General features: G+C 70.4%; 13 protein-coding genes. 1 reads left to right on the top strand and 12 read right to left on the bottom strand.

What is annotated here, in order from left to right; genetic code table 11:
* Nucleotides 1-45: 45 nt before the first annotated feature.
* The 5 genes from R5H19_RS05180 to R5H19_RS05200 form a co-directional block, all read right to left on the bottom strand.
* Nucleotides 46-5,973 (bottom strand): autotransporter-associated beta strand repeat-containing protein, encoded by a 5,928-nt coding sequence (locus R5H19_RS05180; RefSeq protein WP_318157881.1) that lies wholly within the window; start codon nt 5,971-5,973, stop codon nt 46-48.
* A gap of 343 nt (nt 5,974-6,316) precedes the next feature.
* The gene (locus R5H19_RS05185; protein WP_318157882.1) at nt 6,317-7,261 is read right to left on the bottom strand and encodes an AraC family transcriptional regulator; all 945 of its coding nucleotides are present in this window, start codon (nt 7,259-7,261) and stop codon (nt 6,317-6,319) included.
* A 119-nt stretch (nt 7,262-7,380) separates the two neighbouring features.
* On the bottom strand, nt 7,381-9,471 hold the full coding sequence (locus tag R5H19_RS05190; RefSeq protein ID WP_318157883.1) for an FUSC family protein: 2,091 nt from the start codon (nt 9,469-9,471) through the stop codon (nt 7,381-7,383).
* Nucleotides 9,472-9,577: 106 nt separating this feature from the next.
* A complete protein-coding gene (gene yeiP, locus R5H19_RS05195) occupies nt 9,578-10,141 on the bottom strand; it encodes an elongation factor P-like protein YeiP (protein ID WP_318157884.1) in 564 nt (187 codons plus the stop codon).
* Nucleotides 10,142-10,288: 147 nt separating this feature from the next.
* Nucleotides 10,289-11,056, bottom strand: a complete 768-nt coding sequence (locus R5H19_RS05200; protein ID WP_318157885.1) for an SDR family NAD(P)-dependent oxidoreductase — start codon at nt 11,054-11,056, stop codon at nt 10,289-10,291.
* Between the two features lie 208 nt (nt 11,057-11,264).
* Here R5H19_RS05200 and R5H19_RS05205 point away from each other — a divergent pair, with 208 nt between their 5' ends.
* The gene (locus R5H19_RS05205) at nt 11,265-11,735 is read left to right on the top strand and encodes an RcnB family protein (protein ID WP_318157886.1); all 471 of its coding nucleotides are present in this window, start codon (nt 11,265-11,267) and stop codon (nt 11,733-11,735) included.
* Between the two features lie 46 nt (nt 11,736-11,781).
* On the opposite strand, the gene R5H19_RS05210 is transcribed toward R5H19_RS05205, so the two are convergent.
* The 7 genes from R5H19_RS05210 to R5H19_RS05240 form a co-directional block, all read right to left on the bottom strand.
* Nucleotides 11,782-12,363 (bottom strand): GNAT family N-acetyltransferase, encoded by a 582-nt coding sequence (locus R5H19_RS05210; protein WP_318157887.1) that lies wholly within the window; start codon nt 12,361-12,363, stop codon nt 11,782-11,784.
* A 10-nt stretch (nt 12,364-12,373) separates the two neighbouring features.
* Nucleotides 12,374-12,976, bottom strand: coding sequence for a YdeI/OmpD-associated family protein (locus tag R5H19_RS05215; protein WP_318157888.1), 603 nt, complete (start codon nt 12,974-12,976; stop codon nt 12,374-12,376).
* A 9-nt stretch (nt 12,977-12,985) separates the two neighbouring features.
* Nucleotides 12,986-13,474, bottom strand: coding sequence for a GNAT family N-acetyltransferase (locus R5H19_RS05220; RefSeq protein ID WP_318157889.1), 489 nt, complete (start codon nt 13,472-13,474; stop codon nt 12,986-12,988).
* Nucleotides 13,471-14,799, bottom strand: a complete 1,329-nt coding sequence (locus R5H19_RS05225) for an amidohydrolase family protein (RefSeq protein WP_318158160.1) — start codon at nt 14,797-14,799, stop codon at nt 13,471-13,473. Before R5H19_RS05225 ends, R5H19_RS05220 begins: the two co-directional genes overlap by 4 nt.
* 64 nt (nt 14,800-14,863) lie before the next feature.
* On the bottom strand, nt 14,864-15,766 hold the full coding sequence (locus R5H19_RS05230; RefSeq protein ID WP_318157890.1) for a hydroxymethylglutaryl-CoA lyase: 903 nt from the start codon (nt 15,764-15,766) through the stop codon (nt 14,864-14,866).
* 176 nt (nt 15,767-15,942) lie between these two features.
* Nucleotides 15,943-17,931 carry an acetyl/propionyl/methylcrotonyl-CoA carboxylase subunit alpha gene (locus R5H19_RS05235; protein ID WP_318157891.1) on the bottom strand — a complete coding sequence of 663 codons (1,989 nt, stop codon included), beginning with the start codon at nt 17,929-17,931 and terminating at the stop codon, nt 15,943-15,945.
* A 132-nt stretch (nt 17,932-18,063) separates the two neighbouring features.
* Nucleotides 18,064-18,858, bottom strand: a complete 795-nt coding sequence (locus R5H19_RS05240; protein WP_318157892.1) for an enoyl-CoA hydratase-related protein — start codon at nt 18,856-18,858, stop codon at nt 18,064-18,066.
* Nucleotides 18,859-18,909 lie beyond the last annotated feature (51 nt).

The following is an 18,909-nucleotide window of genomic DNA, read 5'->3' on the forward strand; positions in this document are numbered from 1 at the left end:
ACATCGCCGGTCCCGCCACACGGCGGAACCGGCGACGGCGGGGCGTCAGAACGTCACCGTCAGGCCCATCCGCGCACCCTGGTCCCGATAGCCTGAGGCGAACTGGCCGAGGTAGCTGGCGTCCACCGTGACGTTGCGTGCCACCTGAAAATCGATGCCCAGGTTGGCGAGCAACGCGTGGTGGCTCAGCGGCACGCCGGCGATGACGAAACTGTCGCCGCCAGCGACGAAGCGCATGTCGTCCTTCGATGCGAGATCGCCCCAGCCGTGCTGCCAGGCGAGACTGGCTTGGACGTGCACGCCGGCCTGCGAGGTGAAGGTGTCGCGCAGGCCCAGTGCGGCGCTGTTCACCGACGGATCGGCGGCAGCCACCGCCAGCGCGGCCTGGCCGCCGTGTTCCCGCGCCGCCTCGGCGTGCTGTTGCGTGCGTGCCAGGTTCACGAACGGCTCCCACTGGTGGCCGTGCGACGTCGTGAAGCGATAGCCGGCTTCCACGTAGGCCTGGTCGGTGCGCAGGTGGCGGCGGCTGGCGAGGCGTTCGTCGAAACCGGGAAAGGCCACGGTACGCTGGGTGTCCACGTCCTGCCACGCGTGGACGGCGGCGGCGCGCAGGCGCAGCGCGCCGAACGCGGTATCACCGTACACGCCCAACTGGTGGTTGAGCACGTGTGCCGACGAGGTGCGCCCGGCCACGTCCATCGAGTTCTGGCCGTGGCCGAGCAGCAGGCCCAAGCGGCTGTCCGTGCCCACGCTGCGGTCCACGCCCAGCAGCAACCCGCTGCCGTTGGCACGCAGCGAGGCCGCGTTGCTGTCGCCGTCGTCGCGGCCCCAGTGGCCCCAGGTGCTCAGCCACGCGCCGGTGCCGTCGGCGGTGCGGCCGTCGACGCCTTCGCCCAGGCCGAGCAGATGGCGGTTGACCGCGTCGCGCAGGTAGCGATCGTCCTCGGTCAGCGCGGCGAGCGTGCTTGGGTAGATCTCGCCGCTCAACTGGTCGAAGGCGCGTCGTGCCTGCGGCACATCCAGCTTCACCAGCGCGTCATACACGGGCGTTCCCCAGCCCAGGCTCTCCGCGCCGTGCGCGGCGGCTTTCTGGTTCGGGGTGACGCCCGCGTCGGCGAAACCGACGTCGTTGCGCTGCAAGGACAGGTTCACCGCGTTGGCGCTGTAGCTCAGCACCGGGTCGAGGAAGGCGAGGCTGGAACTGGCCGAGGCGAACTGGCCGCTCACCCCACCCGCCGCCGTCACGATGGTGTAATCGGTGCGCGGCGCCCAGTTGCCCGACTGCGCCAGCACCAGCGCACTGCCGCCCTGGATGGCGACCTTGCCGCCTACGGCGAGCTGGTCGGCGTGGCCGTCCGGCGTAGCTTCGATGCGCAGGTTCGCACCTTGCTGGATGGTGGCGTCGCCGCTCACGTGCAGCGTGCCGACCGAGTTGCCGGGGCTGAGCGTGCCGGCCAGGTCGAGCCCACCGAGCGTGCCGATGCCTCCCAGCGTGGCGTCGGCGGCCACCGTCACCGTGCCGCCCAGCGTGGCTGCGGCGTGGCTGTCGTCGCCCACCACCAGAGTGCCGGCCTGCACGGTGGTAGCGCCGGCGAACGGGTTGGTGCCGTTGATGGTGAGCGTGCCGGTGCCGGATTTCAGCAGCGTGCCGCGGCCGGACAGCGTGCCGTCGAAACTGCCGTTGGTGGCCTGCACGAAGGACAGCGTGGCGTCATCGGTGATCGCGCCGCGCAGGCTGGTGGCATCGCCGACAAGCGTGCCCGCTACCACGCTGGTGCCGCCGGTATAGGTGTTGGCGCCGGTGAGCACGAGGGTGCCGGCGCCACGCTTGGTCAGACTGCCGTTGCCGGATAGCGCCTGGTCGACGGTGAAGGTGTTGCCCGCGTCGGCGATGTTGAGGCCACCGCCGGCATCGCCCAGGGTGAGCGTGCGCACGGTGTGCTGGAACGCGGTGCCAGTCACGCGCAGCGTGCCGCCGTCGAGGGTGATGGCGCCGCTGGCGGCACCGAGGTTGCCGTCGCCGGACACGGACAGCGTACCGCCGTCGACGAAGGTGCCGCCGGTGTAGGTGTTCGCGCTGGCAAGCACCAGGGTGCCGAGGTCGGCCTTGATCAGGCCGGCGCTGCCGGCAAGCACGTTGCCGATCGTCGCGGTCATGCCCGCGCCCGCACTGGAGCCGTCGCCCACGCGGACCACCGGCATGCCGGTGTCGGCGACCAGGGTCAGCGTGTCGCCCGTGAGCGTGTAGCCGTCGCTGGCGAACTGCAGGCTGGTGGCGCTGACCGCGCCCGCACTGGCGTCCAGCGTGACCGTGCCCGCCGTGCCGCCGAAGATGGCGAAGCCCGGCTGCGGCTGCATCGTCGAGGTGAGGTTGGCTTGCGTGTCGGTCCACAGCGGCGCGCTGGTCGTCCAGTTGCCGCTGCCGCCGCCCATGCGGCTGGCGCTGGCCTCGCCGTTGGCGTTCCAGATGTTCAACGTGAGGCCGGTGGTTACGAACAGGTTGATCTGCTTGTCGGCAGTGAGCGTCTGCAGTTGCAGGATGCTGCCGGCCGGCGTGCTGCCGAAGGCCAGGCCGCCGTTCGTCTCGGTGAGCGAGCCGCCCCAGCGGAACACATTGTAGAGACCTGCCTCCATGCCGCCGGTATCGGCAACGTTGAGCACCGCGCCGTCCAGTTCGAGGTTGCCGCCCACCGTCACGCTGTCACCGGCGCCGAAGGTGTGGAAGTCGGCGCCGGGCGCGCCGAATTCATAGTCGAGCGAGCTGCCGGATGCGGCGACGAGATTGCCGCCGATGGTCAGCGTGCCGATCGACGCCCCGGGCGCCAGGTGACTGCTGACCTGCAGGTTGACGTCGCCGCCGACGCGGCCATGGCCGCCGAGGGTGGCGCCGCTGTCGACCCGCGCGTTGCCGGCGATGACGGCTCCGGCGTGGGTGTCGTCACCCACGATCAGGGCGCCGCCGCGTAGCACGGTGAGGCCGGTGTAGGTATTGATACCGTTCAGTACCTGTCGGCCGTCCTCGAGCGCCAGGCCGCCGCTGCCGGCGATAGCGCCCGCGAAGCTGTCATGGGCGTGGGTCAGGGTCAGGACCTGGCTGCCTAGTGTCACGGCGCCGATGCCGCCCAGGCTGGCGATGCGGGCGCCGGCGCCGGTGCCGCTGATGTCGAATGTGCCGTTGTCGACCAATCCGCTGGATGCGGCGATGCTTCCCGTGCCGGTCAATGTCAGCGTGCCGGCCACGATGGTGGTGCTGCCGGTATAGGTATTTGTGCCGGTGAGGGTGGCGATGCCGCGATCGTCCGCGATCATCACGCTGCCGCCGGTGCCGCCGCCAATGCCGCCGTCGGCCAGCACGCCGTCGAAGCTCCAGTTCGACGAGCCGAGGTTGACGGTGAGCGTTTGCCCACCTAGCGCCACGGTGCCTGTGCCGCCGAGCGGGCCGGTGCTGGCGCCGGCGGTGGTCTGCGAGATGTCGAAAGTGGCGCCTCCGGCGATGCTCAGGCTGCCATTGGCGACGCCGCCGCCGGACAGCGCCAGCGTGCCGGCGTCGATGACCGTGCCCTGATAGGAGTTGGCTTGGCCGGTGAGGGTGAGCGTGCCGGTGCCATCCTTGTAGAGGATGCCGTAGCCGTTTGCCGTGATCGGGCCGGACAGGGTGACGTTGTATCTCTGCGTGTCGATGTGCGCGTAGTTGGTGAGAATGAAGGCGCGCGCCGAAGCGAACCAGTCATTGGCCTGCAAGGTGGCGTTGTCGATGCCCACCGCACCGGCGCTGTCACCGAGGTTGTTGTCGCCAAACACGGACAAGGTGCCCGCGTTGATTGCGGTGCCACCGGCATAGGTGTTGTCGGCAGTCAGCGTCAGCACGCCGGTGCCGCTCTTGGTGAGGCTGCCGCTGCCGCTGACGATGCCGCTGAAGTTGCCATCCGCGGCCTGGTCGAATACCAGCGCGGCGCCGTCGTCGATGTTGCCGACCACGCTGCTGCTGTCGCCGACCAGGATGCCGGCGGCGATCGACCAGTTCTGTGCGGCGGAGCCGGTGCCGGTCAGCGTCCAGGTACTGACGCCGGCCTTCTGGTAGCTGGCGAAGCCCGACGCGGTGCCGGCATCGAACGTGTTGCCGCCGGCGGCATTGGCATCGCCGCCGAGGATGAAGCTGTCGCCGCCGGCGCCGCTGCCGCTGTTGCTGAGCACGCTGCCGGTGATGCTGGAACCGGCGCGCAGCAGCAGGGTGTTGCCGCCGCCGAAGAGCACCACCGCAGCGGCCTGCGTGCCATCGGCGGAAGAGACGCCGCCGACGAGATGACCGCCGTTGTCGATCGAGGTCTGGCCGGTGGCGACGATGGCCGCCGCGCCGGCATTGGCATCCTGGCCGTTGCCGCCCTGGATGGTGCCGCCGGTGCGATTGACGATGCTGGCTGCGTTCGCGGCGATGGCAGTCCCGGCGTCGATGCCGCCGGTGCCCGCGATCGTGCCGCTGTTGTCGATGCTGGCGCCGCCGGTGGCGACGATCGCGGTGCCACCGGAGGTGCTGATGTCGCTGAGGCCGCCGTCGTCGCCGAGAATCGAGGCGCCCGACTGGTTGACGATAGCCACGTTGCCGTTGGCAACGATGCCGTAGCCGCCGTAGTTGCCGTTTCCGGGCACGCCGCCGTAGCCGCCGCGGATGACGCCGCCGCTGCGGTTGGTGATGTTGGCCTGCTCACCGCTGGCGACGGTGATGGCGATGCCGGTGCCGCCGCGCCCGCCGCCGCCGTTGGAACCGCCCTGGCCACCTTCGATCAGCCCGCCGTTGCCGAGGGTCAGGTTGCCCGAGGCCTGGATACCGGTGCCGCCCGTGCCGTTGCCGCTGTAGCCGCCGCTGGCCTGGGCGCCGGTGCCGCCGCGGATGGTGCCGGCGTTGTCGATGACGAAGGTCTGCGTGCCAATGGTGGCGGCCACGATGCCGCTGCCGCCAGTCGTGTAGTTGTCCAGCGTGTCGCCGCCGACGATGCTGCCGCCGAGCTGGTTTGTGATCCGGCCGCCGTTGTCGCTGGCGATACCCGCGCCGGCGATGGTGTGCGCATCGCCACCCGTGATGCTGCCGCTGTTGGTGACGTCGGCGCCAGCGGCAGCCAGGTCGACACCGGCACCACCTTCGCCGGGCACACCGACCAGGCTGCCCGGGGCGGGGCCCGCGGCGCCGCCCGCGCCGCCGGCGATGCGACCGCTGTTGGTCAGGCTGCCGTTCGCACCCGACACCAGGATGCCGTCGCCGCCGCCGCCACCGCCGCCGCTCCATTGGCCGCTGCCGCCGTTGCCGCCGTCGCCGCCGAGAATGCTGCCGGCATTGTCGAGCACGGTGGCGTCACTCAGCGCCACCAGCCCGGCGCCGCCGCCGCCACCGCCGCCGCCGATGCGGTCGCCATTGCCCGCGCTGCCGCCGTTGCCGCCGGTGATGATCAGGCCTGCGCCGACGGCGAGGTTCGTATCCGTGGTGTACACGCCATCGCCGCCGCCGCCGCCGCCGCCGCTCATGAACGTGGTGCCGGGGTCGGTCTGGCCGTCCATGCCGTTGCCGCCGGTGACCGACGTGGTGCCGACGGTGGTGGCGCCCACGCTGCCGCCACTGCCGCCGGCGCTGATGGCCGAGCCGCCGTGGCCGCCGTTGCCGCCGTTGCCGTTGCTGCCATGCTCGCCCGCCAGACCGCTGCCACCGCCGCCACCCGTGCCGTTGCCGTTGCCGCCGCTGCCGCCGTAGGCGCCGCCCCCCGAACCGCCGATGCCACCCTGGCTGCCGCCCACGGTCGCCCATGCCGGCAGCGGGGCGAGGCTGGCCGACAGCGCCACGGCGCAGGCCACGGCGAGCAGGCGGCGCGGCCTGCGCGAGGCTGTCGCGACGGTGTCGCCCTGGCGCGGCTGCGTCGCCAGTTCCGAAGCTACCTGCATCACGCGCAGGGCACGGTTCCAGACCAGTCGATAGGTACGGTTCATGATGGGATTCCTTGGACAGAAGAGTGATGCGACGGCGGCGCGCGGGCGCCATCGGGAGAGTCAAGTCGCGGGCGGGCTGCGCTACGTGCGGGCGCAGGCTCTGGCCGGGGCGGCCATGGGCCAGGGCGGCCAGCCGGGGGCGGGCAGGGCGTGGGATTCGAGCGCGAACGGACCGCGGCGCGCACCGGCGCTCATGCGGCGATCACCGGCAAGCTTGTCCATCGCGCAAGATCCCCCCTTGGTCACGCTTGCGCCGCGGCCTCGTGCCGTCGAGCGCACCGCGGATTATGGCGGCTCATTGCAGCGAGCGTTTGATCGGGATTGCTGTCGCCGTGTGCCGGCATCAGAGCAGCTTGATCATCACCGTGACGGATTGCTCGCCGCCCGCGTGGCGCCATGGCGGTGATTCGTAGCGTTCCAGCGCCGGGCTCATGTCGAAGCGCTGGCCGTGCTTCTGCAGCCACACCGGACTGATTGCGAAATAGGTCGGAAAGATGCCGGCATAGGGGCCATCGTGGCGCAGGCAGGCGTAGCGGCCGGCGGGAACGGTAAAGCGCTCCAGCGGCGCCGGCAGCGGATCGGGCAGGCCGGGGTCGGCGACCATGCAGAAGTAGCGGATCAGGCCGTTCGGGGTGATCTCCGGGTTGTCGCGGATCAGCGCATGGGCGGCCAGGTCGTCGGGTTCGATGCCGAAGCCGCGCAGCAGGTCGGCGAAGCGCAGCCAGCAATGCTCGGCCTGGTCGTAACTGCCGTGGAAGCGGGCGCCGACCAGGGGCAGCGCCGGCCGCGTTTCCACCCGCACGTGTCGCGCCCGCTCCAGGTCGTCCGGCGTAATGTTCACCACCGCCTGGCGCGCCAGCTCGCGGTAGCGGGTGGGCGGCAAGCCGAACTGGCGGCGGAAGGCGTGGTTGAACGACGCCAGGCTGCCGTAACCCACTGCCACCGCGATCTCCTGCGCCGTGCGTGACGAGGCCAGCAGCAGGATCGCCGCGGTGTCCAGGCGGACGCGCCGCACGTAACCGTTCACCGTCTCGCCCATCACTTCGGCGAACAGGCGGTGGAAGTGGAACGGGCTGAGCCGGGCCTGCGTCGCCAGCGTGGCCAGGGTGGGTTCGGTGGGAAAGCCGGCCTCGATGGCGCGGATCGCCGCCAGCACGCGCGCGTCCTCGATCAGCGCGGGTGGCAGGTGCCGGCGCAGGTGGCGCAGGTGGGGGCCGGCCGGCGGTCTATCGAAGCGCAGCGGATTGGAGTGGTCTTGTTCCTGCGGGGGGATGACGGTGGTCTCCATGATGGATGGGCCCTCGCCCGACGGGGCGCGAGGCAGCGCCGCATGCGGGATGGTGATCGATGGCGGGCGCTGACGGTACGAATTCGCGCACGTTACGGACAGCGGGCAGCGGCGCTGAGCTAGCCGGGCGCGCCGTGGACGGCCGTCGGCGGACTGCGCGAGGTCACGTGGGCCAGGGTGTCGATGTTGTCGGCCAGGCGATCGCTGATCCGCGCCAGCAGCTCGGCGACCGCGGGATCGCCGCCTTCCTGCGTCGCGCCGACCAGCTGTCGCTGCAGCGCGCGAAGATCGGGCAGCGGGCCGGTCGGGCGCTGTTCGCGCAGCGCGGCGGCGATCGCGCGCAGGTTGCCGGCTGCCTGTTCGACGAAGCGCGCGACGCCGGCCGGTTCGGCCAGCACGGCAAGATCGTCGAGGGTGGCTTCCAGCGTCATCGCGGTGCGCGCCAGGCGGTTGCCGTTGGCGAACAGCGCGCGTGCCAGCGCCAGCAGCTCCGGCGGCGTGGCCGGCTCGGTGCGCATGCGGTCGATCGAGGCCTGCGCATTGGTGCGCGCAGTGCGCGCCGCGCTGCGCGTGTCGTTGTGCAGCGCGGTCTGCCCGGGCTGCGCCAGCGCGTGCAGGTAGCTGGCGTAGGCGTCCAGCATCACCGCCAGCGCGGTGCGGGCGCGGCCGCGCTCCCACGTCGGCCAGGCCACGTAGGCGAGCAGGGCCATGCCGCAGCCGAGCGCGGTGTTGAGCACGCGGTCGGAGACCGCCAGGCCGGGGTTCACGCCGTCGAACGAGAGCAGGATCACCACCGCGCCGGTCAGCGCCGCCACCGCGATGCCGTAGTGCGCGCCGGCGAGATAGCGGAACGCCACGCACAGCACCGCCATCAGCGCCAGGTGCGCCCACGGCTCGTCCGGCGTGACGTGCAGCAGCACGGTGGTCAGCACCAGCCCGAGCACGGTGCCGAGCACGCGCAGCAGGCCGAAGTTGAAGGTGGCGGCGAAGTCCGGACGCAGCACGATCGCCGCGGTCATCGGCAGCCAGTAGCCGTGCGGCAGCTGCAGCAGGCGCGAGAGCCACAGCGCGGCCGTTAGGCAGACCGCCATGCGCACGGCATGGCGGAACGCCACCGAGCGCGGCGTGAGGTTGGCGCGCAGGGTGGCCCAGGGCGAGTTGCTGCGCAGCGACGGCGGCAGCCGGGTTTCCGCCGCGCTGGCGCGCAGCTCGCCGCGACTGCCGGCCCAGTCGGCGTTGCGCACCGCGGCGGCCAGCTGGCCGGCCAGCGCGTGGATGTGCGCCGCCAGGCCGGAGGCCCGATCGCTGCCGTCGAGCAGGGCGCGCTCGCTGGCGCGCAGGGTCTGCAGCACGCGTTGGGCTCGCTCGGGCGAGTCGCCGCGTTCCAGCGCCTCGGCGATCGCCGCCAGCACGCGCGCGGCGTCGCCGCGGAACATCGCATGGATGGTCGGGTCGGCGTGCAGCTCTGCCATCGCGATGAGTTCCAGCCGGATCCGCTCGGCCAGTTCCAGCAGCACGCCGAATGCTTCCATTGCGCGGCCGTGCGCGCGGTGCCGGCCGAGCAGGGTCCGTTGCAGCGTGGTCATCGCCTCGGTCAGCGCGGGTACCTCGGCCTCGTCGCGCGACGGTTGCCGGGCCAGTTCCGCCAGGCCGGCGTAGACGTTGGCCAGCGCCATGCGCTCGGGCCAGTAGCGCTGCAACGGCCAAGCCGCCAGCGAGAACGCCATCAGCAACAGGCCGCCGGCGAAGATCAGCGCGGCGCCGCCGAGCGCATGGTCGAGGGAGGTCGGCGTCGAGGCGGTGATCACCAGCAGGATCATGCTGGTCATGCCGACCCGGGCGGTATCCGTGCCGAACACTACCAGCAGGCCGCCAAAGAAGCCGCAGGCGGCAGTGGCCAGCAGGATCGGCAGCAACTGGCCGCCGATCAGGAAACCCACCAGCGCGGCCGAACCGGCGGCCAGCGACGCGAGCAGCAGTTGCCGCATGCGCTGGCGATATGGCCCGGGCTGGTCGGAGAACATCGTGTCCAGCGCGCCGGCCGCCACGCCCAGGCCGATCTGCGGATGGCCACTTGCCATGCCCACGGCCAGCGGCAGGATCACCGCCGCGGTATTGCGCAACACCACCCGCCACGGCACGTCGGGCCGCTTGATCGCGGTCAGGCTTTCGAGCGCATGGGCGCGTAGCGAGTAGGCGCTGGAGGACATGAGGGCGCGGCAAGCCGGTGAAGTGGGAAAAACGAGTATGGCAAAAACCGCGTGCCGCAAGCCTCACGCCGGGTCCGCGAGAGTCCACTGGACTCTCGCAAACGCGTCAGGCTCTCCCGGCGAACTCGCCGGTCAGCGTGTTCACCCACACCTTCTCGTCGTTGCTGATGTACTCGGGCACCTGGATCTCGATGCCGGTGTCGAGCCTGGCCGGCTTGGTGCGCTTGGTGGCGCTGGCGCCCTTCATTTCCGGCGCGGTGTCGACCACGGTGAGCACCACGCTGGTGGGTACCTGCAGGCCGACCGGGGCGTCGTCGATCAACTGCACGTAGTAACCCTCGACGCCCTCGACGATGTAGCCGGCGTTGTCGCCGACCAGTTCCGGCGACAGCGGGTACTGGGTGTAATCCTCGGCATCCATGAACACGAACGCGTCGCCGTCCATGTAGGAGAAGTTCGCCGCGCGGCGCACCAGGTCCATCTCTTTCAGGTCGTCGTCGGCGCGCAGGCTGAGGTCGTACTTGCGCCCCCCGGGGATCGAATACATGGTGAAGCGGAAGGTCACGTTGCCGCCGCGCGCGGTGGGCGCGCTGCGCTCGATGTCGCGCACCTGGTAGACGGTGCCGTCGTGTTCGACCACGTTGCCTTTCTTGACGTCGGAAGCTTTCATAAGTGCCCGGGAAGTAGTGATCTATTTGAAGAGTGCGGCCATGGATGGCCGCTTCTTGACTTTCGCGCCCATGGACGGGTGCACTTGTTTGAAGAGTGCGGCCATGGACGGCCGCTTTTTGACTTTCGCGCTCATGGATGAGTGCACTTACTTCGCCGCCAGCCGTACCGCGCCGTCGAGGCGGATCGTCTCGCCGTTGATGTAGCGGTTGGCGAGGATGAAGGCCACGGTTTGCGCGAACTCCTCCGGCTTGCCCAGGCGCGAGGGGAACGGGATCGAGGCGGACAGCGACTGCTGCACGGCCTCGGGCATGCCGTCGACCATCGGGGTCCAGAAGATGCCCGGCGCGATGGTCGCCACGCGGATGCCGAAGCGCGAGAGCTCTCGCGCCATCGGCAGGGTCATGCCCACCACGCCGCCCTTGGAGGCGGAATACGCGGCCTGGCCGATCTGGCCTTCGTACGCCGCAACGGAAGCGGTGTTGACGATCACGCCGCGCTCGCCGTCCTCGCCCGCTTCGTTGGCCTGCATCAGCGCCGCACCGGCCTTGGCCACGTTGAAGCTGCCGACCAGGTTCACCATCACGGTGCTGGCGAAGTTGGCCAGCGGCATCGGGCCTTCCTTGCCCAGCACGCGGCCGGCGCCGAGGATGCCGGCGCAGTTCATCACCACGTTGAGCCCGCCCATGGCGTGGTGCGCGGCGGCCACGTTGGTGGCCACGCCCTCTTCGGAAGTGACGTCGGTGCGGAAGAAGCGCGCGGCGTCGCCCAGCTCCTTCGCGGCGGCCTGACCCTTGTCCTCGTTGACGTCGAACAGCGCGACGCGGCCGCCGTTCGCCACCAGATGCCGCGCCACCGCGTGGCCGAGACCGGAGGCGCCGCCGGTGATGATTGCCTTGACCTGTTCGAGCTGCATGGGGAATCCTCGGGTAGCCAGTGCCGAAAGGACGCCATGGTAGCCGACCGGCGCGCACGGCTGCAGGCTGAACGCGAAACCCGCCATGGCGGCGGATTCACGCCGCGTTGGGGTAGCGGTGCCCATCGTGGCTTCGAACCGCCGGCACGAACCGGCCAGCGCCGGGGGCGGCGGGCGGGTTCATTCCACCGAGTCTGGGGAGCAACGCATGAAGAAGCTAGTGAGTCTGTCTGCCGTGCTGGGTGCGATGCTGATGCTGGCCAGCGGCTCCGTGCTGGCACAGGGCCACGGCCGAGGGCATGGCCATGGCAACGGCAACGATCGCGGGAATGACCGCTACGAACGGGACGACGGCGACCGCGGTCGCGGTCGCGATGACGACGGCTACCGTCATGTCCGCTACGACAATGACGACGATCAGGGGCGCGGCCACGGCCGCGGCCATGCCTACGGCCACTACAAGAACTGGCACGATCGCGGCCGCCACGAGGGCTGGTACCGGCGCGGCGGCTATCTGCCAGTGGAATATCGCAGCACCCGCTACGTGGTGTACGACTGGCGCCGCGACCATCTGCGCGAACCGCCGCGCGGCTATCACTGGGTACGCAGCGACAACGGCGATTTCCTGCTGGTGGCGATCGCCACTGGCGTGATCGTCGATCTGCTGCTCAACCAGTAAGCCCGGCACGAAATGACGGCGCGCCCGTGCTGCGGGCGCGCCGTTTTCATGGGCGCTGTGCGGCCCGTTCCAGCAGGGCGCGCAGCCCCAACGTTCCGGCGAGCGCCGGGAATGGCGTCACTGCCGTTGGCGAGTTCGCCGCCGGCTGCAGCTCCTTCTGCCACACGCCCACGTCCCACCACTGGCCCAGCTTGTAGCCACACTGGCGCCACACGCCGGCGGGGGCGAAGCCCATCGCTTCGTGCATCGCCACGCTGGTGGTGCCCGGCAGGGTGATCACGCCGACCGCCTGGGTCAGGCCCTGCAACCGCATCACGTCCAGCAGCACGCCGTAGAGCCGGCGCGCGATGCCGCGGCGCTGCGCGTCGGCGCGCACGTAGATCGAGGTCTCGGCGATCCAGTCGTAGGCGGCGCGCTCGCGGAAGCGCCCGGCATAGGCGTAGGCCAGCACCTTGCCGCCCTCGTCCCAGACCAGCCATGGGTAGTGCTGGAGACGCACGCGCAGGCGTTCGCGCATCGCGTCCACGCCAGGCAGTTCGGTCTCGAACGTGGCCACGCCGCTGCTGACCGACGGTGCGTAGATCGCGTGGATGGCGGTGGCGTCTTCGTCGCGGGCGATGCGGATCATGGACAGACTCTCAGCACTTCTCGTATTTCCAGTTGCGCCGCTTGCCTTCGGCCAGCCACTCCAGCGTGGTGGCGAGGCGCTTCTGGCGGGTGGCGTCTGTTTTGGCTTCGCCAATCCACTCGACGTACTCGCGCCGCGCGCCGGGCGGGAAGCTGTCCCAGGACTTGCGCGCGGCGGCATGCTGCCGCTTGGCGAGCAGGGCGGCCAGGTCGTGCGGCAGCGTCGGTGCGGGCTTCGCGGCGGCCTTCGGGCGCGCCTTCTTCACCCCGGCTTCGTTCAGCGCCATCGCCTTCTTCAGCTGGGCGGCGAGCTGCCTGTCCGATGGCAGGTCCTTCAGCGTGGCGAGCTTGCCGAACTGGCCCATGCCGTCCTCGCTGCTGCCACCGGTGACTTCCTTCGACAGCCAGAAACCGAAGCTGCAGTGCTGCTTGAACGCGGCCATCATGCACATCGGCGCGCCCTTGTAGCTGAAGAACGGCATGCTCCACTTGATGCCTTCTTCCACCTCGGGGCAGGCAGCGTGCACGCGGGCGCGCAAGTGATCGAGGATCGGCCGGGCGAACTCGGCGGACTTCGCGATATAGGCGTCGATGCGCGGATCATGCGTTGCCACGGCAGTACCTCACAGTTCGCGGATGAACCAGCGGTCGCAGCCGTGGTGGCCGGTACCGCCCATCGGTGCGCACAACGGGGTGAAACCGCTGCGCTTGTACAGCGCCTGCGCCGCATCCATGCCGGTCAGCGTTTCCAGGTAGCAACGCCTGAAGCCATGCGTGCGCGCCGCGTCGAGGCAGCGCTGCATCATGACGCTGCCCGCGCCGATGCCGCGCGCCGCGGGCAGGAAGTACATCTTGCGCAGCTCGCACACGTCCGGCTCTGCACCTTCCAGCGGCGCCACGCCGCCGCCGCCGAGCACCATGCCGTCGCGCTCGACCACGAAGTAGCTCGAGCGCGGCTGCGCGTAGGCCTGGTACATCGTGTCCACCTCGGCGTCGTGGATGGCGAAGCCGGGGCCGTCGGCGCCGAACTCGGGCATCACGGTGCGGATGATCGCGGCGATCGCCGCGTTGTCGGAAGGTTCGATCGGGCGGATCTGGAAGGAGGCGTTCATGGCGTGCCCGCGGGCGTGCGATAGATGGTGCCATCCTTCATCACGAACACCGGACGTCGCAGGGCGTCGATCTGCGCGCTCGGGTCGCCGCTGAACGCGGCGAGGTCGGCGGCCAGGCCCGGCGCGATGCGGCCGAAACGCTGCGACTGGCGCAGGATCTTCGCCGCCACGTCGGTGGCCGCGTGCAGCGCCTGTGCCGGGGTCATGCCGTACGCCACCATCGCGGCCGGTTCGCGCCAGTTGTCGCCGTGGGCGAACACGCCGACGTCGCTGCCGTTGCCGATCGTCACGCCGAGCCTCAGCGCGGTGCGGAACGCGCGCTCCGCCTCGCGCATGCGCTCGGTGGGTTCGCTCTTGCCCGGCACGTAATGCTGGAAGTATTCGGACGTGGCCTCGACGGCGGTGAGCGTGGGCTCGTAGGCGATGCCGCGCTGCTTCATCAGGCGGAAGCTGGCTTCGCTGGCGCCGTAGCCGTGTTCCACGCTGTCCACGCCGGCCTCCGCGGCCATGCGCACGCCGGCGTCGCTGGCCGCGTGCACCGCGACCGGCCGCCCGAGCTGATGCGCGGTGTCGACCAGTGCCTTCAGCTCGGCGGGGGTGAAGGTGGGCGCGGTGGCGCCGTCGGAGCCGACGCGGTAGTCGCCGTAGAGCTTGATCCAGTCGGCGCCGCGCGCGGCCTGTTCGCGCACCGCGGCCATCGCGGCATCGACGCCGCTGACTTCCTGCGCGCCGCCGGGCAGTTCGAGGTCCGGGCGGAAGCCGCGCGGGCCGGGGCCGTAGCTGGCGGTGGCAACGATGGCGCGGGTGGCCACGAACAGCCGCGGGCCGGGGATCAGTCCTTCGTCGATCGCCCGCTGCACCGACACGTCGGCGTAGCCGGCGCCCTCGGTGCCGAGGTCGCGCAGCGTGGTGAAGCCGGCGAGCAGGGTGTCGCGCGCGTGCTTCGCGGCGAGCAGCGTGCGGTAGTCCTGCGGCTCGGTGAGCACCTGGTCGTTCCACAGCGTCTCGTTGTACGGGTGCAGGAACAGATGCGAGTGCAGGTCGATCAGGCCGGGGGTGAGCGTGGCACCGGGCAGCTCGACGCGATGCGCATTGGCCGGTGCCTGGATCGACGCGGCCGGGCCCACCGCGGTGATGGCGCCGTCGTGCACCAGCACCGCCCAGCCGCTGTGCGCGGCGTCGCCGTCACCGGTCCACACGCGTTCGGGCAGCAGCAGCCAGTCGCCCTTGGGCGTGGTGTCGGCCGCCGCCGCGGGCGCGAGCACCGCGCACAGCAGGAGCACAAGGAACGCCATCGTTCGCCGGATCATCGGGCTTGCGCGCATCATTTCCGTCCCCTCGCCGATCAAGGTTTCGATCATAACGAGTCGAACGAGGACCGCGGGCGGCTCAACCGACGGCGGTGCGCGCGCGGGTGACCCGGCTGGCGGTTTCCTTGTGCAGTTGCGCGGCCAGCCAGGCGCCGGTGGCGATCAGCAGGTCGAGGTCGATGCCGGTGTGCATGCCCATGCCGTGCAGCATGTACACCACGTCCTCGCTGGCCACGTTGCCGGTGGCGCCCTTGGCATAGGGGCAGCCGCCGGTGCCGGAGACGGCGCTGTCGACCACGCGCACGCCTTCCTCCAGGCAGGCCAGGATGTTCGCCAGCGCCTGGCCGTAGGTGTCGTGGAAGTGCACCGCCAGCGCGGCCATCGGCACTTCCTGCGCCACCGCATGCAGCATCGCGCGCGCCTTGGCCGGGGTGCCTACGCCGATGGTGTCGCCCAGCGAGATTTCGTGGCAGCCCAGCTCGTGCATCCGGTGCGCCACGCGCACCACGTCGGCCACCGGCACCTCGCCCTGGTACGGGCAACCGAGCACGGTGGAAACGTAGCCGCGCACTTTCACCCCGTCGGCCCGGGCCTGCTCCATCACCGGGATGAAGCGTTCGATCGACTCGTCGATCGAGGCGTTGATGTTCTTGTGGTTGAACGCCTCCGAGGCGGCGGTGAACACCGCGACCTCGCGCGCGCCGACTTCGCGCGCACGCTGGTAGCCCTGCAGGTTCGGCACCAGCACCGGGTAGCTGACGCCAGGCAGCTTGCGGATACGTGCGAACACCTCGGCGGCGTCGGCCAGCTGCGGCACCCATTTCGGGCTGACGAAGCTGGTGGCCTCGATGGTCTTCAGGCCGGTGGCGGAGAGCCGGTCGATCAGCGCGATCTTCACCTCGGCCGGCAACAGCGTCTTCTCGTTCTGCAGGCCGTCGCGGGCGCCGACTTCGACGATGCGGACGTGGTTGGAAGCGTTCATGAGGAAACTCCGAAGGAGGTGAGGTCCTTCTCGCTGCGGCGACTGTAAAGGAGTTCCCTTGTGGGTGAGAAGGTGCCCCGAAGGGGCGGATGAGGGTGCGGGGTCGAAGTGAACTTTACGGCCTGCCCGAACCCTCACCCCAACTCCTCTTCCGAGGGAAGAGGGGCCTCAAAAAACTAGTCGGCGAAACGGATCAGCACGGCGTCGGCGTCGACGAATTCGCCCTGCGTGGCGCTCACGCTTTCGATGGTGCCGGCGCGTGGCGCCTTCAAGGCCAGTTCCATCTTCATCGCTTCCATCACCAGCAGCTCCTGGCCCTGTCCGACCACGTCACCGGCGTTTGCCTTCACCAGCACGATGCGGCCCGGCATCGGCGCGATGACCTGGTTGCCGCCGGCGGCGTCGCTGGACTCCCACGCGAACGCGGCGGCGCGGGTGAAGCCGTAGCGCTGGCCGCTGGCGTCGTGCAGCAGCACGCGGGCGGCATCGACGCGCAGCGGCGTGCGCCGCGATTCGCCGTCGAAACGGGCGCTGAGGTTGTCGTCTTGCAGACGCGCGCCGTGCACCTCGCAGTTCGTTTCGCCGTGACGCAACTGGTAATGGCCGGCGTGGCCACGCGCCTCGATCTCGAAGCGCTGCTCGCGCCAGCTCAGCGCCACGATGCGCTTGCCGGCATGGCCGATGCGCCAGGCATCGGCGCTGGCCCACGGCGAATGCGGGTCGGCGGCGGCGCTGGCCAGGTGCGACTCGTCGTGCAGCAGTACCGCGGTGGCGGCGGCGAACAGCACGCCGGCGGCCGGTGCCGCGTCGCCGAGCAGGAACTCGTCGAGGTGGCGGTCGAGGTAGCCGGTGTCGATGCGCCCCTCGACCACCGCCGGGTGCCGCGCCAGCCGTTCGAGGAAGCCGATGTTCGATTTCGGCCCGACGACTTCGCTGGCCGCCAGCGCTTCGCGCAACCGCTGCAGGGCCTGCGGGCGATCCGCATCCCACACGATCAGCTTGGCGATCATCGGGTCGTAGAAGATCGTCACCGTGTCGCCCTCGACCACGCCGCCGTCGAGGCGCACGTGGCGCGACGGCGCGGGCAGGCGCAGGGTCTGCAGCTTGCCGGAGCCGGGCAGGAAGTTCTGGTCGGGATCTTCCGCGTACAGGCGCACTTCGATCGCATGGCCATGCGAGGCCACCTCGTCCTGCGTGAGCGGCAGCGCTTCGCCGTTGGCGACGCGCAGCTGCCATTCCACCAGGTCCACGCCGTGGGTCAGTTCGGTGACCGGGTGCTCGACCTGCAGGCGCGTGTTCATCTCCATGAAGAAGAACGTGCCGTCCTGCGCCACGATGAACTCCACCGTGCCCGCACCCACGTAGTCCACCGCGCGCGCGGCGGCCACCGCGGCTTCGCCCATGGCCCGGCGGCGCTCCGGGGTGAGGAACGGCGAGGGGGTTTCCTCCAGCACCTTCTGGTAGCGACGCTGCGCCGAGCATTCGCGCTCGTCCAGATGGATGATGTTGCCGTGGCGATCGCCAAAGACCTGGAATTCGATATGGCGCGGATGCTCCACGTAGCGTTCCAGCAGCATGCTGGCGTCGCCGAACGCGGCCTGCGCCACGCGTTGGGCGGTGGCCAGTGCTTCGGGGAATTCCGCGTCGCTGCGCACGATCTGCATGCCTTTGCCGCCGCCGCCGGCCGAGGGCTTGATGATCAGCGGGTAGCCGACCTGGCGGGCTTGCGCGGCGAGGAAGGCGTTGTCCTGGTTGTCGCCGCTGTAGCCAGGCACCAGCGGCACGGCGTGCTTGGCCATCAGCTGCTTGGCGGCGGCCTTGGAGCCCATCGCCTCGATGCTTTCCGGATCGGGGCCGATGAACACGAGCTCGGCGTCCTGGCAGGCGCGCGAGAAGGCGGTGTTTTCGGACAGGAAGCCGTAACCGGGGTGGATGGCCTGGGCGCCGCTTTTCTTCGCGACATCGAGGATGGCGTCGATGCGCAGGTAGGACTCGGCCGGCGTCGGGCCGCCGATCGGCCAGGCTTCGTCGGCCAGCCGCACGTGCTGGGCGTCCTTGTCCGCCGCCGAATACACCGCGATGGTGCGGATGCCGAGACGGCGGCAGCTGCGGATCACGCGGCAGGCGATCTCGCCGCGGTTGGCGATCAGTACGCGTTCGAACATGCGGGGTTCCCGGAGCCGTTGGTGTCGGTGCAAATCATCTAAAACTAGCAGATCGCCGGGGCCTGCAGGAGCGCACCTGTGCGCGATGGCTCTTCGTCATGTAACGAAAAGCATCGCGCACAGGGTGTGCTCCTACAGGCGCCCCACCCAGGCCGGCGCGCGCTTGTCGAGAAAGGCGCTGAGGCCGTGCTGGCCTTCCGGCGAGACGCGCAGGCGGGCGATCAGCTCGGCGTTGGCGACGTCGATGCGTTCGGCCGTGGCCGGGTCGGTGCCGCCGATGCGCAGCGCCAGCTGCTTCGCTTCGCGCTGGGCCACGGGACCGGCCTTGGCCAGCCAGTGCAACTGGCGCTCGATCGCCTCGTCCAGCGCGTCGCCGGCCACCACCGCGTGCAGCAGGCCGATGCGCTGCGCCTCGTCAGCGTCGAACACCTCGCCGCTGACGAACAGCCGGCGTGCCTGGCGCAGGCCGATCGCGGCGACCACGTACGGCGAGATCACTGCCGGCACCAGGCCCAGCTTCACCTCGGACAGGGCGAACTTGGCGCCCTCCACGCCGATGGCGATGTCGCAGCAGGCGACCAGGCCCACGCCGCCGCCGTAGGCCGCGCCGTTGACGCGCGCGATGGTCGGCTTGGACAGGAACTGCAAATTGCGCATCAGCCGCGCCAGACGCAGCGAATCTTCGCGGTTTTCCTGCTCGCTGGCGGCGGCCATGCCGCGCATCCAGTGGAGGTCGGCACCGGCGGAGAAGCAGCTGCCGTTGCCGGAGAGCACCACCACGCGCACGGCCGGGTCGGCATCGGCGGCCGCCAGAGCGTCGGTCAGCGCGGCGATCAGCGCGTCGTCGAAAGCGTTGTGGACTTGCGGGCGGTTCAGCGTGAGCCAGGCGACCGCGCCGCGGCGTTCGCTGAGGATGGAGTCGGTCATCGGATCGTCCCGGTGGCAAATAACGCGATGATAAGCGCAGCAGCGTGCGGC

The organism is Rhodanobacter sp. KK11 (assembly GCF_033345435.1).
Classification (GTDB): domain Bacteria; phylum Pseudomonadota; class Gammaproteobacteria; order Xanthomonadales; family Rhodanobacteraceae; genus Rhodanobacter.

Coding starts and splice junctions, on each gene's coding strand:
- R5H19_RS05200 (WP_318157885.1), bottom strand. CDS start 11,056: ATGCAGCTCGAACAGGTCAAGGCAATCATCACCGGCGGCGCCTCCGGT.
- yeiP (WP_318157884.1), bottom strand. CDS start 10,141: ATGAAAGCTTCCGACGTCAAGAAAGGCAACGTGGTCGAACACGACGGC.
- R5H19_RS05220 (WP_318157889.1), bottom strand. CDS start 13,474: ATGAACGCCTCCTTCCAGATCCGCCCGATCGAACCTTCCGACAACGCG.
- R5H19_RS05230 (WP_318157890.1), bottom strand. CDS start 15,766: ATGAACGCTTCCAACCACGTCCGCATCGTCGAAGTCGGCGCCCGCGAC.
- R5H19_RS05225 (WP_318158160.1), bottom strand. CDS start 14,799: ATGCGCGCAAGCCCGATGATCCGGCGAACGATGGCGTTCCTTGTGCTC.
- R5H19_RS05205 (WP_318157886.1), top strand. CDS start 11,265: ATGAAGAAGCTAGTGAGTCTGTCTGCCGTGCTGGGTGCGATGCTGATG.
- R5H19_RS05180 (WP_318157881.1), bottom strand. CDS start 5,973: ATGAACCGTACCTATCGACTGGTCTGGAACCGTGCCCTGCGCGTGATG.
- R5H19_RS05185 (WP_318157882.1), bottom strand. CDS start 7,261: ATGGAGACCACCGTCATCCCCCCGCAGGAACAAGACCACTCCAATCCG.
- R5H19_RS05240 (WP_318157892.1), bottom strand. CDS start 18,858: ATGACCGACTCCATCCTCAGCGAACGCCGCGGCGCGGTCGCCTGGCTC.
- R5H19_RS05190 (WP_318157883.1), bottom strand. CDS start 9,471: ATGTCCTCCAGCGCCTACTCGCTACGCGCCCATGCGCTCGAAAGCCTG.
- R5H19_RS05235 (WP_318157891.1), bottom strand. CDS start 17,931: ATGTTCGAACGCGTACTGATCGCCAACCGCGGCGAGATCGCCTGCCGC.
- R5H19_RS05210 (WP_318157887.1), bottom strand. CDS start 12,363: ATGATCCGCATCGCCCGCGACGAAGACGCCACCGCCATCCACGCGATC.